We start from the raw sequence: 15632 nt of genomic DNA on the forward strand, positions 1-15632 counted from the left end.
CCACCTGTTCTATTTTAGGGACTTATTGGACAGCCCCTTTCTTATGCTTGCACTAATTCCAATTGTTCAGCAGGACCGAAGAATTCAAAGTGAATTTTATCGTCTGTGAAGCCGATTTCATGTAAAGCGGAAATGACGGCGTTCATGAAAGGCGTTGGACCGCAGACGTAGACATCGCTTCCTTTAATTGCGTATTTTGATAAAAATTCTGCGTTGATAAATCCGTCTCCTTCTTCGGAATAAAGGACTTCGTATGTTGAATTTGGAAGGGATTCATTCATGTCGCGCAATGTTTGATCGAATGCTTGGTGCTTTCTTGTTCGTGCTGAATGAAGGAAAGCAACTTGACGTTCTGGTGTTTCTTTTGCAATCGTTTCATACATTGCCATCATCGGTGTTAAACCGACTCCGCCGCTGATCAAAGTAACTGGCGCTGTGCTTTCAGTATCAAGGTAGAAGTCGCCAGCAGGCGCGCTTACTTCAATTTCATCCCCAACATTCAAGTTGCGGTGAAGATGGACTGATACTTTACCATTCGGCGTGCATTCATCTTCTCGTTTCACAGAAATGCGGAACATTTCTTCATTAGGAGCTTGTGACAAACTGTACTGACGGTTCAATGTATATTTTTCACCAAAAATATTTAAGCGGATTGTAATGTATTGGCCAGGTTTGTAAGAAGGCAATTTCTTGCCGTCAACAGGCTTCAAATAGAATGAAGTAATAACATCGCTTTCTTTAACCTTTTGGGCAATCGTGAATTTCTTGAATGTTCTCCAACCGCCATCTGCTTCTTCGACTTTATCATACATTTCTTTTTCAACACCGATGAAAGCGTCAGCGATAACTCCATAAGCTTCTGCCCACGCATCGATGATTTCAGGAGTGGCTGCATCGCCTAATACTTCTTTAATCGCTCCTAAAAGATTTTCTCCTACGATCGGATAATGTTCTGGCATAATTCCTAAGGAGCGGTGCTTATGTGCAATTTGGATAACGGTAGGCAAGATTGCGCCTAAGTTGTCGATATTCGCTGCTGCTGCATAAACTGCATTTGCAAGCGCTGTTTGCTGGCGTCCGCGTGATTGGTTGGCATGGTTGAAAATGTTGAGAAGTTCAGGGTGTGCTTCAAACATATTTTTATAAAATACAGTGGTGATTGTTTTTCCGTGTTGCTCAAGTACTGGTACTGTTGACTTTACGATATCAATTGTTTTTTGGGATAACATACTGATCCACAACCTTTCTCGTATTTGTAATTTAACAATAAACGATGCATAGTTTCAAAGCTATATATAAAATACAACTTTAAGGAACTGTTACATTTTTGGACACATTTCTTTCACGTTCTTGTCATAATCGCTATAATAGTGTGGGAAAGAGCGGTGATAATATGCGTCTAACTTTATATACAGATTACTCATTGCGCGTCCTCATCTATTTGGGATCGAGGGAGACAGGTGAATTGTCGACAGTCCAGGAAATTTCAGATCGCTATGCAATCTCAAAAAACCATTTGACGAAAGTAGTACACGAATTAGGGAAAATGGGGATTGTTGAAACAGTTCGGGGGCGTGGCGGCGGAATTAGACTGCGGATAAAACCGGAGGAAATCAATGTCGGAGAGCTTGTACGCAAGACGGAGGATGATTTCTATCTTGTTGAATGTTTTAAAGAAGGCGGAAACCATTGCATTCTATCTCCTGTTTGCCGGTTAAAGGGTGTCCTTTACGAAGCGCTGTCTGCTTATTTAACCGTTTTGGACAAGTATACAATTGCCGATTTTATAATCAATAAAGACGAGTTGGCAGCAATTTTGTTCGACAAATCTTTGTGATAGAATATAAAAGAATTTAAAGATACCATAGGAGGCTTAACAATGGGGAAAGTTTTAGTTTTTGGACATAAAAACCCTGATACTGACACGATTACATCGGCGATCAGTTATGCGTATTTAAAACAGCAGTTAGGCATGGATGCTGAAGCGGTAAGATTAGGATCAATTTCTGGAGAAACGGCATATGCTCTTGGACAATTCGGGTTTGAAGCACCGCGTTTAATTGAAAAAGCAGCTCCAGAAGCACAGCAAGTCATTTTAGTCGACCATAATGAAAGACAGCAAAGCGTCGATGATTTGCATGAAGTGCAAGTGCTTGAAGTAATCGACCATCATCGGATTGCGAATTTCGAAACGAATGATCCGTTGTACTACCGTGCAGAGCCAGTGGGTTGTACAGCTACCATTTTGAACAAGCTTTATAAAGAGAATGGCGTTGACATTCCGAAAAATATTGCTGGATTGATGCTGTCTGCTATTATTTCAGATTCCCTGCTATTTAAATCTCCTACGTTTACTGAAGAAGATCGCAAGGCGGCTGATGAGCTATCAGCGATTGCAGGTGTAAATGCAGAAGAGTACGGTTTGGAGATGCTGAAGGCGGGTGCTGATTTAAGCGGCAAGTCGCTTGAAGAGCTTGTTTCATTGGATGCGAAAGAGTTCACGATGGGTGAAGCGAAAGTGGAAATTGCACAAGTGAATGCGATAGAAATCGCGGATGTAATGGATCGCCAAGCAGAATTGGAAGTTTTGTTAAATAGTATTATTGAAGAAAAGGGGCTCGATCTATTCCTTTTCGTCGTTACAGACATTTTGAACAACGATTCGGTCGTAATCGCACTTGGAACTGCTGCAGATCGCGCTGCTGCTGCGTTCAATGTAGCGCTTGACAACAACACGGCAACATTAAAAGGTGTCGTGTCGCGAAAAAAACAAATCGTGCCTGTCTTAACAGAAGCACTAAAATAAGTAAAAGCGGTTGTTGGATTATTGATCCATCATCCGCTTTTTTTGTTGGATTGATCATATCGTGAAAAACGATCAATGGCGTAAGAAGCAATACGTTTTTCTCGTTTTCCAAGCGCACCGGCATTCTGAAAAGCCATTACAATTTGCTATCTATGATAAATCTAACGGCTTCGTCGCAGGCCCTTCAAGGACAGAGCCGTCTTTTCTGAAACGAGAGCCATGACATGGGCAATCCCATGTTTGATCGCCTTCATTCCAACGTGTTCGGCATCCCATATGCGTGCAGATCGGTGAATCGGTCCGGGTTATATGTCCCCCTGTGAATTCTTTCAAGACAAGGCCTGTATTGCGCAAAGCTTGCAATAAAAATGAACTGAACCCTGTCCTGTCGGGAGCGTATAGTGCTTCTGCCTTATTTGGGCGTCCAAGGATTTTGTCACTTATTATACGGGCGGAGGCTATAGAGTTTGAAAGTCCCCATTTTCGAAATCCTGTATTCATATATACGTACGGCATGCTCGGTGAAATGGCTCCAGCATAGGGAACTAAATCAGGGGTTGAAGGATCTTGTGCTGACCAACCGTATTGGACAGAATCCAATTGGTATATATTTTTAAGCTCCGTTGTAAGCTTTTCATAATGAATTTGCGTCTCTTTTTCCATACCTGCCTGATGACCTTCGCCGCTTAAAAGAAAGTGTGTTTTCCCATCGATAAAAGCTGTGCGGATCGAACGCTTCGGGTCATCGACGGAAATATATTGCCCGGTTAACGGCATATTGGCCAAAGCCGAGACAATATAAGAACGGCTTACGATTAATTTCATAATTTGTAAACCACGTAGTGCCTCAATCGGATAGTGCGTACATAAAATTAACTCATTGAATTGGATCTCGTTTGAAGAAGCAGTATAAAGCAAACGTTTTTTCAAGTCCATCAGTTCCACGTCGGATTTTTCATAAATGCGAGCGCCTGCTTTTTGGGCTAATTTAGCCAAGTGCTGGCCGAAACGAACCGGATGGATTTGAGTTTCATCTCTAATTGTTAACGTCTTTTCAACCTTCAAAGGCAGTTCCGTGTTCCAACCTAACTCACCATTGATGCCAATTTCCTTATAAGCTTTCATCTCATCTTCCAAACGCTCAGTTCCATATTTTGTTTGTGAAAATAGAATTGAATCGGCGAGTCTCAATTCGTCCCATTCTGCAATCGAGCGTCCGAATAAAACCGCTTCTTGATTCGCCTCATAATAAATCTTTGCATTTTCCAGCCCTAATTGTTTTATCAAATCTGTATAGACAACATCATGTTGAACGGTCAGTTTCCCGGTAGAATTTCCGGTCGCCCCTGAAAGAATCGAGTCTTTTTCAAGTAAAATGACATCCTTGCCTTCTTTAGCTAAAAAATACGCATTTGCGATACCACTCAGCCCGCCACCAATAATGCACACGTCACAAGAAACATCTTCTTCAAGTTGCGGATAAGTATCACGTGTATAAGCAGTTTGTAACCAAAGTGAATTGAACATTTTCAGCCCTCCAAATAGACTTGTTGAACTTGCCAAGCATATTCATTGTTACCATTTTGACCAATATCTAAAATAGAAAATGAAAGGTGGTTTCGGGGATGAAAATAGAAGTGTGGTCTGATTATGTTTGCCCGTTTTGTTATATCGGCAAACGAAGGTTGGAAATGGCGCTTTCTGCAACAGGTTTGCAGGATAAAGCGGAAGTTGTTTACAAAGCTTTTCAGCTCGACCCAACTACGCCGGCAATGTCTGGAGGCTCATCGATCGAAGGGCTTTCCAAGAAATACGGAATCAGTTTACAGGAAGCCAAGCAAATGATGGCGAATGTCGCAGAACAAGCGAAGACGGTCGGACTATCCTATAATGTCGAAGAAATGAAAGTTGCCAATACGTTGGATGCACATCGTCTCGCAAAATTAGGAGAGGCGGAAGGAAAAAGCTTCGCTGTAACGGAACGTCTCATGTCAGCGCATTTCATTCAAGGAGAAAGAGTAGATGACCCCATTGTCTTAACTGCAATTGCAGATGAGGTCGGGATATCTACTGAACGTATAGCGACAATGCTTCAGTCGGATGAGTTTAAAGACTCGGTCCAGCAAGATATTGCAGAGGCTGGGGAAATCGGTGTACAAGGCGTGCCATTCTTCGTCATCAACCGAAAGTATGCAATCTCCGGAGCGCAGCCAACAGAAGTATTTGAACAGGCATTGCGGAAAGTGGCAGAAGAAGAAGGCATCACTCCTCAACTAAAAGTGTTAGGAGACGAAAGCCAAGGGATATGTACAGACGATCATTGCGATATGTAATTGCTAAAGTGGCGTTCGAACTGATAAAAGTTTGAACGCCATTTTTTAATGGATTGGAATTTTGACGTTGGATTCGGATTGTTAGGGTATCCTTTATGGAAGGGAAGGGGAGAAGAATATTGTACGTTTGGGAAGGTGAAAAAGTCAGGCTTCGAGCAATTGTGCCTGATGACTGGGTGAGGTTTCATGAGAATGATCGAGATTCAGAAGGGGCACGATCATCAGATGCGATTTACTTTCCAAGATCGGAAGCCGGAACGAAAGCATGGGCTGAACAGCAATCCTTAATAGGAGCAGATGGAGATAACGTGATGCTTGCTATTGAAAATTTTGATGGAGAATTAGTCGGAAGCATTAGTGCGCATAGCTGTGATGCCCGTAACGGAACATTTAAATATGGAGTGGCTATTTTTCGCCCCTACTGGCGTAATGGTTACGCAGCGGATGCTGTAAAGATTTTACTTCGTTATTATTTCAATGAATTGCGTTATGTGAAGGCGACGGCCCATATATATGATTTCAATGAGGGCTCCATTAGCTTGCAGGAGCATCTTGGCTTCAAGCGTGAAGGCACTTTAAGAAGTATGGTCTTTACGAATGGGCAGCATCATGATGAATATATTTATGGTTTATTAAATAGTGAATTCAATAAAATATAAAAGATAATGAGTAAAAAATTGCCCTAAGCGGATTGCTTCCTGCCATCTGTTAGGGCAATTAATCTTTATATTAATCCAAGGCAAAAGCTATACAAAAGGAATAATTTTTCTTATTTATTCTGATTTGTAAACAATGGCAAATCTGATGATCATTTAAGAAGAATTGCTTGTCAAATAACTCGATTGCAAGCATACTTATAATGGTGAAAGTATTTATCCTCATTCGGCGGAAGTCGAGCGGATGTCCATGTTTTTAACTATTCTAAAAATATGGACACAACTTGAGATGGAAAGGCCTTATTACGTTTCAAAATCTGATCATGGCCTGACAAAATCTTCGGAACTTCACTAATCGAAAGGGTTGTGTTTAGATGTCAAAGTATATTTGGCTTGAAGAATTAAAAAATGTGATTAAAACAGGCGAACTGTTTGTAGATGAACCTTTAAATAAATATACAAAAACGAAATTAGGCGGTTCTGCGGATCTTCTAGTAATGCCCGGGACGATGGATGAAATGGAAGCTGCTGTAAAATATGCATATAAAAACGAAATACCTCTTCTTTTATTAGGAAACGGCTCCAATATGGTCGTAAGGGATGGCGGTGTGAGAGGCATTGTGCTTCATATGTCAAAGTTGGATACAATCGTCATTAACGGAACGCATGTCCATGCGGAAGCTGGTGCTCACATTATAGATGTTTCGCGCCAATCCGCAGCCGCGTGCCTAACAGGTTTTGAATTTGCGTGTGGCATTCCTGGATCAGTCGGTGGTGCGATGGCGATGAACGCCGGTGCCTATGGTGGAGAAATAAAGGATATTATCGTACAGGCAACTGTAATGGATAGGACCGGAAAAATCTTTGTTTTATCGAAAGATGAATTGGAATTGGGTTATCGTCAAAGCATCATTGCGAAAAATGGGTTATTCGTCCTTTCTGCAGATTTTAAGTTAGAGGAAGGAAATCAAAGCGAAATTGACGCAAAAGTGGCCGACTTAACATTCCAACGCGAATCGAAGCAGCCTCTTGAATACCCATCTGCAGGGAGTGTCTTTAAGCGTCCTGTCGGCTATTTTGCCGGCAAGCTGATTCAAGATAGCGGCTTGCAAGGAAAAGGATTTGGCGGCGCTGAAGTATCGGAAAAGCATGCAGGTTTCATTATTAATAAAAACAACGCAACGGCGTCTGATTATATCCAGACGATCGAAATGGTGAAAAAAGAAGTGAAAAATAGGTTTGATGTTGAGTTAGAACTTGAAGTGAAAATCGTTGGAGAAGAGCCGCAGTAATCGTGAAAGAAGTGCCCCGGTCGAAATACAGATCAGGGGCCTTTTTGCTTTTGAAAAAACATTTTAAATGCATTTCTCTTGGGAGATACTCGCCGTCATGTACAAACTCCTACCAAAACGTATATATGCTCGTGAACACGTATAATTGAGCCTACCGTGCATACCTCTGCCAGCGAACCAGCAAAAATAGGTTTTTTTTCTGTGAAAATAAGGATTGTTTTTGCGTGTTTGAAATAAGTATTTAAGTATGGGATGGGAGCGAAAGATAATACATTTATTTTTGCTGAGTCTGACTTTCGGTATGGAAATAGGAACGGAGAAAATGGAAATTGGCAAGGGTTTAGGAAACTTTTTTGGGCGAATTTCCAAAATACTACCTGCCCCTTGCTAATTTTCAAACGCCACACGAGAGCAGGCCCCCTTTTGCTTAGGGGCAAAGGGCAGTGTAATATAGCATTATTTAAACAGATTTTCTGTCGCACTCCAGTAGGCTATAATTTAGCTACAAATGTTTCTTCTAGACTTAAGAGTTGAATTGGGCACCATCTGCGATAGTCGGCCACTTCTCAATAACACGACCTTTACGCCCTACCACCGTTTCGGCGTGCAATAAAGATTGATAGACCGCTTCTTCTGTAGCCTCAATGACCGCTTCAAACATCGAGTTCATTACCGGATGATCGTCTCGCAAGCAGTCCATCGTCCGGACGGCAGAGTCGGATGAATGAAGTACGTTTTGGCTATTCGAAAAGGCGATCATGATGTCCCCGCTGCCGTTATGTACATGCGTGCCAGTCCTCCCGAGCCCGATTGCTGCCCGTTTGGAGAGTCTTTTCAACTGCCTTTCGTTAACTGGCGCATCCGTTGCAACAATAATAATGACGGAACCATCAGGCTTGTCAATGTCGGCTTCCTTTATGTTCGAAGCGTGAGAAGCATGCAAGCCGTTTTTGCGTAGCCATTCGTCAATTTTACATTCTTCTTTCCGTCCAAAATTCGTTAACGCCAACACGCCGACTGTGTACTGAACATCCTCATTATTGACGATGCGTGAAGAGGAGCCAATACCGCCTTTCCGATCGTAGCAGATCATCCCTTTGCCCGCGCCGACATCTCCCATCGTAAATGGTCCAGAGTGCGCTGACTGAATTGCTTTTATCGCATGTTCCGGCCTGACTCGCATGAGGCGCATTGAGTTTAAATAACTGTCATTGCATTCTCCAACGACGATATTTAGGGAACTTGTTGAATCGCCAATAGTTTCATTTTCATCCAACATATACTGGAGTGTTCCTTCCAAAACGGCCCCAACGCTAAATGTATTGGTCAACATAATTGGTGACTCGATCACACCTAACTCCTCAACTTGTACAAGACCTACTGTTTTGCCAAATCCATTCAGCACAAAATGGGCTGCTGTCACTTTCTCTTCAAATAAGTTTCTGCTGTGGGGCAAAATTGCTGTGACGCCTGTGCAGACACACTCATCACCTTCCTGTTCATATAAAGTGACATGGCCAACCTTTACCCCAGGCACATCAGTAATTAAATTCCATTTCCCTCTCTCCATAAAGCATCCACCTTTCATGAACCGTTTTCTTTACTATAGCAGTCTCTAGACAAATAAAAAATAAACATTCAAATAATTGTTTGATTATCCTTGCAATATTTTTACGTGGTACATATACTAAAGATAATCAAATGGACATTTGAATGAGGTGCGTTATGGATAAAGATATTTGTGATATTACGGTTGTGCATGAGGATGTTGTAAAAGAAGTTCAAGCGAAAATACCGGACGTTTCGGGCATGGTGCAAATCTTTAAAGCGTTAGCTGATGAAACGAGGCTAAAGATCGCTTATTCATTAACTTGTGAGGATGAAATGTGCGTTTGCGACATTGCGGCAGTCATCGGGTCATCGAATGCGACCGCTTCACATCATTTGCGCTATTTGCGTGAACACGGCCTTGCGAAATCGAAGCGTAAAGGAAAGATGGTTTATTACTCACTTGCGGATTCGCATGTCTACGATCTTGTTAAAATTGCTCATGATCATTCTGAGGAGGGTGAACAGTATGACGACGGCGAATAAAACGGAGTATCGGCTTGAAAACTTGAGTTGTGCCAATTGTGCAATGAAATTTGAGAATAACGTCAAAAATTTGCCGAAAGTAGTGGAGGCGAATGTTAACTTTGGCGCTTCCAAGTTGTCTTTCGTCGGTGATGCGACGATGGAGGAACTACAATCCGCTGGTGCCTTTGATGGCATAAAAGTCGTGCCTTTATCAAAAAAGGAACCTGAACAGAAGACACCATTCTTTAAACGAAAAGAAAATATCGTATCCCTGTTATCGTTCCTGTTTCTGATTGCAGGTGTCTTTTTCACATATAAAGCACAGCCGCTTCCGACTGTAGCGACTATATTGTACGCCACTGCAATCATAGTAGGCGGGGCGGGCATGTTTAAAACAGGCATTCAAAACTTATTCAAATTGGATTTTGACATGAAGACGCTCATGACGATTGCGATTATTGGCGCTGCAATAATCGGGGAATGGCAAGAAGGTGCTGTCGTCGTCTTTCTATTTGCGGTAAGCGAAGCTCTGGAAGCATATTCGATGAACAAAGCACGTCAATCAATCCGACAGCTAATGGATATTGCACCTTCATCCGCAATCGTCAAAAGAAATGACGAATTGGTTGAGCTGCGTACTGAGGATATTCGTATTGGTGATGTGCTCATCGTGAAACCGGGGCAAAAAATTGCGATGGATGGCGTCGTCTTATCAGGGCAGTCAACAGTGAACCAAGCGCCGATTACAGGAGAATCTGTTCCAGTCTTCAAGCAGAAAGACGATGAAGTTTTCGCAGGAACGTTAAATGAAGAAGGCGCATTGGAAGTAACTGTAACGAAACTGAGCGGAGACACAACGATCGCTAAAATCATCCACCTTGTAGAAGACGCACAAGCCGAAAAAGCGCCTTCGCAAAAATTTGTAGATAAATTCGCAAAATATTACACACCAGCCATTATTGCCATTGCTTTTTTAGTTGCTGTCATCCCTCCTTTATTCGGCGGTGAATGGCATGAATGGATTTACCAAGGACTTGCCGTTTTGGTAGTCGGTTGTCCATGTGCGCTCGTCATATCAACGCCTGTTGCAATCGTAACTTCAATCGGAAATGCCGCACGGAATGGTGTTTTAATTAAAGGCGGTGTGCATCTTGAAGAAATGGGAAGAATTCATGCGATCGCCTTTGATAAAACAGGTACATTGACGAAAGGCTATCCAGAAGTGACTGATTTTATCATTGAAGGAACAAAGAGAGAGCATACGTTGTCTGCCGTTGCTGCTGTCGAATCGATGTCACAGCATCCGCTCGCTAAAGCGATCGTCAAATATGCTAAAGAAATGGGCGCAAAGCGCAAGGTCGCTGAAAACTTCCAATCAGTTACCGGAAAAGGAGCCTACGCAGTAGTAGATGGGGAAGCAACGTATATCGGAAGCATTCAATGGGCATCTGAGCTTAGCAATATTCCGGCAGTCATGAAAGACAAAGCTGAAGATTTGCAAAAAGAAGGAAAATCCGTCATGGCAGTTGTTGTGGATGAAACCTTCCGTGGGCTTATCGCGGTTACGGATCCGTTAAGAGCGGAAAGCCTTGAAGTGATGAATCGCCTTAAGCAAGTTGGCATTCGTCATACGGTCATGCTAACAGGCGATAGCCAACATACTGCTGAGGCGATAGCAAAGCAAGCAGGCTTAACCGACGTGCGTGCAGGGCTCATGCCCGAGGATAAATTGACAGCGATCAAAGAAATGTCCGGCAAGTACGATAAAGTGGCGATGGTAGGGGACGGCATTAACGATGCTCCCGCTTTAGCGACTGCAAATGTTGGGATTGCTATGGGGGGAGCAGGAACAGACACTGCTCTTGAAACGGCAGACATCGCATTAATGGCAGACGACTTGCACCAATTGCCATATACAATGAAATTAAGCCGAAAAACATTGCGTATTATTAAAGAAAATATTATGTTTGCATTAGGCTTAAAAATTGTAGCACTGCTGTTGATTATTCCGGGATGGCTTACATTGTGGATCGCCATCTTTGCGGATATGGGGGCGACGTTACTAGTCGTATTAAATTCCATGCGACTCATCCGTATTCGTAAATAGTTTTCAGTAGGTGATTGGGGGAGAAGGCAATGCGTTTAAGAGAATGGACGATGGAAGAGCAAGAGCAGCTGATTCACTTTTTAACGACAAACACTTGGCCGTTTCATGGCAATGCTCATCCCGAACGAGATTTGATCGAAAAAACGATTGAAGAAGGCGGCTATGAGTCGGATGAAGTGAAGACATTTTGGGTGCAAACGGATGATGAGGAGATTGTCGGGATCGTAAAAATATATGATTTGCAAGATGAAATCCCGCTATTTGATTTGCGGATTGCAGATCGCTACCGTGGCTTCGGCTATGGACCTCAAGCGCTCCGTCTCATTACAGAGTTTGTTTTTGGACTTCCTGAAGAAAAGATTAGATTGGAAGGTCATACACGACAAGACAATTTGGCAATGAGAAAAACATTTGAACGTGCAGGCTTCGTCAAGGAAGCGCATTTACGGAAAGCATGGTTTTCTCCGAAAGAGAACTCGTATTATGACGCTGTCACATACGGCATGACGCGAGAAGACTTTTTAGCTGGCACGACGACGCCGGTTCATTGGGAAGATGAAGAGCATAAAACTCGAAAGAAAAAGAGGATTCCCGACTTCCCAAGTCAATTCGAGTCGGAAAGATTAATAATCCGAATGCCTGAAGTGGGAGATGCGTTGGATGTTTGGAATGCAATCCGCAATTCATTGCCGGCGCTTCGGAATTGGATGCCGTTTGCCCAGCAGCAGCCTGAGCTTCATGTGACGGAAGAGAATTTACGCGAGTCCATTGCGGATTTCATTACAAGGAAAGATTTACGATTGCATCTGTTTTCCAAGGAAACAGGAGAATTTGTAGGATCTACAGGTCTTCACCGAATTGATTGGTCTATTCCTAAATTCGAAATTGGCTATTGGGTCGATACGAAATTTGAAGGTAAAGGGTATATAACGGAAGCTGTTGAAAGATTGACGGCATTTGCCTTTGAAGAATTAGGAGCACGAAGAGTGGAAATCCGATGCGACGAAGAAAACGTGAGGAGCCGTGCTGTTGCGGAACGTGCAGGCTATGAGCTTGAAGGCGTATTGAAGCAGGATTCCTTATCAGCAGATGGTAGTTCTTTGAGGAACACTTGTATTTATGCGAAAATAAAATAGTATACAAAGTGAAAGGGTGCCCTACAGGTACCCTTTCACTTTGTATACAGCTATTTGGATAGGTTGTTCTAACAGAATAGCTCCTCTTTTTAGCCGAAAAATTTTGCCATGTCGAGGGATTCTGAGACGACTGCAATTGCCTAAATTGCTGCAAATAGGGAAGTAATATAACGAATTAAACCTTTCTTTGCTCACCTATCAACGGTTGCATGACTTGCGTTCTGTGGGTATCAGAATCAAACAAGATAGTAGTGTGCCCAATTATTGGTACTCTATCTTTAAAGCGATCGCCTTCCTGTTAATAATTGAATGACAAAAATAATGCCTGCAATAATTAATAGAAGGTGAATTAATCCGCCCCCGATTTTCATAATAAACCCAATTAACCAGAACGCTACTAATAAGACAATTATAAACCAAAGAACCTTACCCATTTTTTTCACCCCTTTGAAGTGGTATAGTAAATTTACCCGTTTGGAAAAGATGATAAACAGCCTTGGTCGACAGGGTTCAAGAAAGAATCGCAAGGGAATATACATACTGGAGGTGGAACTGTGGCAACACCAAGTATGGAGGACTATATTGAACAGATTTATTTACAGATTGAAGGAAAGGGAGAGGCGCGCGTATCCGATGTTGCGGAAGCGCTGTCAGTATTGCCTTCGTCCGTAACAAAGATGGCGCAACGGCTCGATCGTGAAGGATATCTCATTTATGAGCGTTACAGAGGCCTTGAACTAACGGAAAAAGGTTTGAAGTTCGGTAAGAAATTGTTGCGCAGACATGAGTTATTGGAACAATTTTTGCGTATTATCGGTGTAGAAGAACAAAATATTTATCAAGACGTCGAAGGAATCGAGCATCATTTAAGTTGGAACGCAATGGATCGGATTACAGATCTTGTTGAAGCAATGGAAGAAGATAAAGAATTTGTTCGTAATTTGAAAGAGCGTCAAGCAATTGCGGAAGAGGTAGATGAAAAATGACAGAACTAAAGCCGGGATATAATGTCCGACTAACAGTGGCAAGCAAAGAAGGCTCGAGATGGGTGTTGTCAGCAGGTGATCAAACAATTATGCTGAACGCCTCGGAAATTGAAGGAACATTGAATGAAGGCGACACGATAGAAGTATTTCTTTATATGAATCGACGCGGTGAATTGACAGCAACAGCAAATTTGCCGTCCGTTACATGCGATACATTCGGCTGGGGGCGGGTTATCCGCATCGATGAGAAAGAAGGTGCGTATGTAGATGTCGGCTCATCATTTGAAGTGCTCGTCAATAAGGCGGATTTGCCGAGAGTTAAAGCACTTTGGCCGAAAACGGACGATGAATTGTTCATGACATTGCGGACAGATTTAGGAGGCAATATCTTTGGCCGATTAGCGACCGAGGAACGAGTGTTGGAGCTGATCAATGAGGCCCCAGAAACGGTGTTTAACAAAACATTGACGGCAAGACCTTATCGACTATTGCCGGTTGGCTCCTTTCTATTAAGCATCCCTGACAACTATCGAATTTTTGTCCATCAGTCGGAACGACAACAAGAACCCCGTTTAGGACAGGCCGTTGACGTCCGCATTATCGAAGTGCATAAAGACGGCACATTAAACGGTTCTTTATTGCCACGGAAACAGGAACGTTTAGGCGATGATGCGGAAATGATACTCAATTATTTGACTGAAGTCGGCGGGAAAATGCCGTTTTGGGATAAGTCATCTCCTGATGAGATCAATGAAATGTTCGGTTTGAGCAAAGCGGCATTTAAAAGGGCTTTAGGGAAATTGATGAAAGAAGGAAAAATTGAGCAAAACGATGGCTGGACCTCTGTGAAATAAAAGCAATGGGGAACTTTTGTTACGTCATAACGTACTTATTTTATGACAAAGGAGGTAGAAACAATGAAACGGATTATAACATTTGTAATGATTTTTGCATTATGTATAGGGATGGTCATTCCGACTGCAGCAAAGGCAGATTCAGTAGTAGATGAAAAATTAGGTGTGCCGGTCGTCGTTTATGGAGCAAACTTGTCAGATGCTGAAAAGGAAAGCGTTCGAAAAAGCTTGAAAGTGGAGCAGGATGGCGAGTATGAAGAAATCATTGTAGATGGAAAAGATCTTGTGAAATATATTACGGACGGCAATGACAAGGCAAGAATGTATTCATCCGCCAAAATTACGAGGCAGGATAAAGGGAAAGGGCTTGTCATTTCAATCGTGACACCGGATCATATTACACAAGTGACTTCTGAAATGTATGCGACAGCGATGCTGACTGCAGGAATTGAAGATGCGATTGTAGAAGTGGCTGCACCGAAAGCGGTAACTGGCGAATCTGCGCTCATCGGTATTTACAAAGCGTATGAAGTATCCGGCGAGACATTGGATACAGAGCGGACAGATGTCGCAAATGATGAATTGAATTTGGCAACGAGGTTTTCAAAGAACTTGGATATCGACCAAGACAAAGTTGCTGAGTTATTAACGGAAATTAAGAAAACAATAGCCGAAAACAAACCGGCTACGAAAGAAGAAGTAGAGAAGATTGTAAACGATCAGCTGAAAAAACTGAATATCGAACTTAGTGATGCAGATCGTCAATTGTTAATTGACCTTATGGATCGGATTCGCAATTTGGACATTGATTTCAGTAAGCTCTCTGACCAACTATCTGATATGGCATCGAAAATTAAAGATAAAATCGGTGAAATTGACCCAGGGTTCTGGGAAAAAGTGAAACAGTTCTTCGCGGACCTTGCAGAGTCTGTGAAGTCATGGTTCAACTGAAGAGAATAAGATTTTGATATAATCTAAAAAAAGGAGGAGAGGTTTTCATGAACTTTGAATTTGTGGAATTAGGCGGCGACACTTTTGCGTTCCGCTATGAGCAGGATGGCAAGATGTTAGCGGAAATCACATGGACGCTTTTAGGGGATGTCATGGTGATGGATCATACTTTTGTATCCCAAGACTTGCGTGGCCAAGGGGTTGCTAAGAAACTATTGGACCGTGCTGCACAATACGCAAGGGAAAAAGGTTACAAAATGGAAGCTGTCTGCTCCTATGTCGTCACTGCTTTTGAACGATACAAGGAATATGATGATATTAAAGCATAAGAAAAAAGGGGCTGTCCAGAAAGTCAGTGAAAACTGATTTTCTGTGATAGTCCCTTTCTGGTTGGAGAATAAATGGGGAACCCCTGACAACCGTCGCTTTCCGTTC

General features: G+C 42.5%; 16 protein-coding genes. 12 read left to right on the top strand and 4 right to left on the bottom strand.

The genetic code is table 11. The features are described 5' to 3' along the window. Positions 1–41: 41 nt before the first annotated feature. On the bottom strand, positions 42–1229 hold the full coding sequence (gene hmpA / locus ACFQ38_RS12605; protein WP_381481264.1) for an NO-inducible flavohemoprotein: 1188 nt from the start codon (positions 1227–1229) through the stop codon (positions 42–44). Positions 1230–1393: 164 nt separating this feature from the next. Here hmpA and ACFQ38_RS12610 point away from each other — a divergent pair, with 164 nt between their 5' ends. Together ACFQ38_RS12610 and ACFQ38_RS12615 are read left to right on the top strand one after the other, a co-directional pair. Beyond that, positions 1394–1837, top strand: a complete 444-nt coding sequence (locus ACFQ38_RS12610) for an Rrf2 family transcriptional regulator (protein WP_336825492.1) — start codon at positions 1394–1396, stop codon at positions 1835–1837. 42 nt (positions 1838–1879) lie between these two features. After that, on the top strand, positions 1880–2806 hold the full coding sequence (locus tag ACFQ38_RS12615; protein ID WP_336825490.1) for a manganese-dependent inorganic pyrophosphatase: 927 nt from the start codon (positions 1880–1882) through the stop codon (positions 2804–2806). 150 nt (positions 2807–2956) lie between these two features. Here the strand turns inward: ACFQ38_RS12615 and ACFQ38_RS12620 are convergent, their stop codons facing one another. Next, entirely contained in the window at positions 2957–4333 is a 1377-nt protein-coding gene (locus ACFQ38_RS12620) for an FAD-dependent oxidoreductase (protein WP_381481267.1), read from the bottom strand. A gap of 98 nt (positions 4334–4431) precedes the next feature. Here ACFQ38_RS12620 and ACFQ38_RS12625 point away from each other — a divergent pair, with 98 nt between their 5' ends. The 3 genes from ACFQ38_RS12625 to murB all read left to right on the top strand — a co-directional run bounded on the left by ACFQ38_RS12625 (position 4432) and on the right by murB (position 7087). Beyond that, positions 4432–5139, top strand: a complete 708-nt coding sequence (locus tag ACFQ38_RS12625) for a DsbA family oxidoreductase (RefSeq protein WP_336825486.1) — start codon at positions 4432–4434, stop codon at positions 5137–5139. 119 nt (positions 5140–5258) lie between these two features. Continuing rightward, a complete protein-coding gene (locus ACFQ38_RS12630; RefSeq protein ID WP_381481269.1) occupies positions 5259–5798 on the top strand; it encodes a GNAT family N-acetyltransferase in 540 nt (179 codons plus the stop codon). 371 nt (positions 5799–6169) lie between these two features. Beyond that, entirely contained in the window at positions 6170–7087 is a 918-nt protein-coding gene (gene murB / locus ACFQ38_RS12635; RefSeq protein ID WP_381481272.1) for a UDP-N-acetylmuramate dehydrogenase, read from the top strand. Between the two features lie 523 nt (positions 7088–7610). On the opposite strand, the gene ACFQ38_RS12640 is transcribed toward murB, so the two are convergent. Next, positions 7611–8657: a DmpA family aminopeptidase gene (locus ACFQ38_RS12640; protein WP_381481274.1), complete on the bottom strand. Its 1047-nt coding sequence runs from the start codon at positions 8655–8657 to the stop codon at positions 7611–7613. Positions 8658–8812: 155 nt separating this feature from the next. Between ACFQ38_RS12640 and ACFQ38_RS12645 the strand changes: the two genes are divergently transcribed. From ACFQ38_RS12645 to ACFQ38_RS12655, 3 genes are read left to right on the top strand one after another with little or no spacing between them, the layout of a single operon-like run. Continuing rightward, positions 8813–9181 (top strand): ArsR/SmtB family transcription factor, encoded by a 369-nt coding sequence (locus ACFQ38_RS12645; protein ID WP_336824433.1) that lies wholly within the window; start codon positions 8813–8815, stop codon positions 9179–9181. Beyond that, positions 9165–11270 carry a heavy metal translocating P-type ATPase gene (locus ACFQ38_RS12650; RefSeq protein ID WP_381481277.1) on the top strand — a complete coding sequence of 702 codons (2106 nt, stop codon included), beginning with the start codon at positions 9165–9167 and terminating at the stop codon, positions 11268–11270. The genes ACFQ38_RS12645 and ACFQ38_RS12650 overlap by 17 nt, the downstream gene beginning before the upstream one ends. Before the next feature lie 29 nt (positions 11271–11299). Then, complete coding sequence (locus ACFQ38_RS12655; protein ID WP_336824431.1) at positions 11300–12406, top strand: GNAT family N-acetyltransferase; 1107 nt, start codon at positions 11300–11302, stop codon at positions 12404–12406. Between the two features lie 278 nt (positions 12407–12684). Here ACFQ38_RS12655 and ACFQ38_RS12660 read toward each other — a convergent pair whose 3' ends face one another. Then, the gene (locus ACFQ38_RS12660) at positions 12685–12840 is read right to left on the bottom strand and encodes a lmo0937 family membrane protein (protein WP_336824430.1); all 156 of its coding nucleotides are present in this window, start codon (positions 12838–12840) and stop codon (positions 12685–12687) included. Positions 12841–12960: 120 nt separating this feature from the next. Here ACFQ38_RS12660 and mntR point away from each other — a divergent pair, with 120 nt between their 5' ends. The 4 genes from mntR to ACFQ38_RS12680 all read left to right on the top strand — a co-directional run bounded on the left by mntR (position 12961) and on the right by ACFQ38_RS12680 (position 15526). Then, positions 12961–13392: a transcriptional regulator MntR gene (mntR, locus tag ACFQ38_RS12665; protein WP_336824429.1), complete on the top strand. Its 432-nt coding sequence runs from the start codon at positions 12961–12963 to the stop codon at positions 13390–13392. After that, positions 13389–14246 (top strand): CvfB family protein, encoded by an 858-nt coding sequence (locus tag ACFQ38_RS12670; protein ID WP_336824428.1) that lies wholly within the window; start codon positions 13389–13391, stop codon positions 14244–14246. The genes mntR and ACFQ38_RS12670 overlap by 4 nt, the downstream gene beginning before the upstream one ends. A gap of 63 nt (positions 14247–14309) precedes the next feature. Beyond that, positions 14310–15197: a DUF1002 domain-containing protein gene (locus ACFQ38_RS12675; protein WP_381481280.1), complete on the top strand. Its 888-nt coding sequence runs from the start codon at positions 14310–14312 to the stop codon at positions 15195–15197. Positions 15198–15244: 47 nt separating this feature from the next. After that, positions 15245–15526 (top strand): GNAT family N-acetyltransferase, encoded by a 282-nt coding sequence (locus tag ACFQ38_RS12680; RefSeq protein ID WP_336824427.1) that lies wholly within the window; start codon positions 15245–15247, stop codon positions 15524–15526. Positions 15527–15632 lie beyond the last annotated feature (106 nt).

The sequence above is a fragment of the Sporosarcina contaminans genome, from assembly GCF_042679045.1.
GTDB lineage: Bacteria > Bacillota > Bacilli > Bacillales_A > Planococcaceae > Sporosarcina > Sporosarcina contaminans.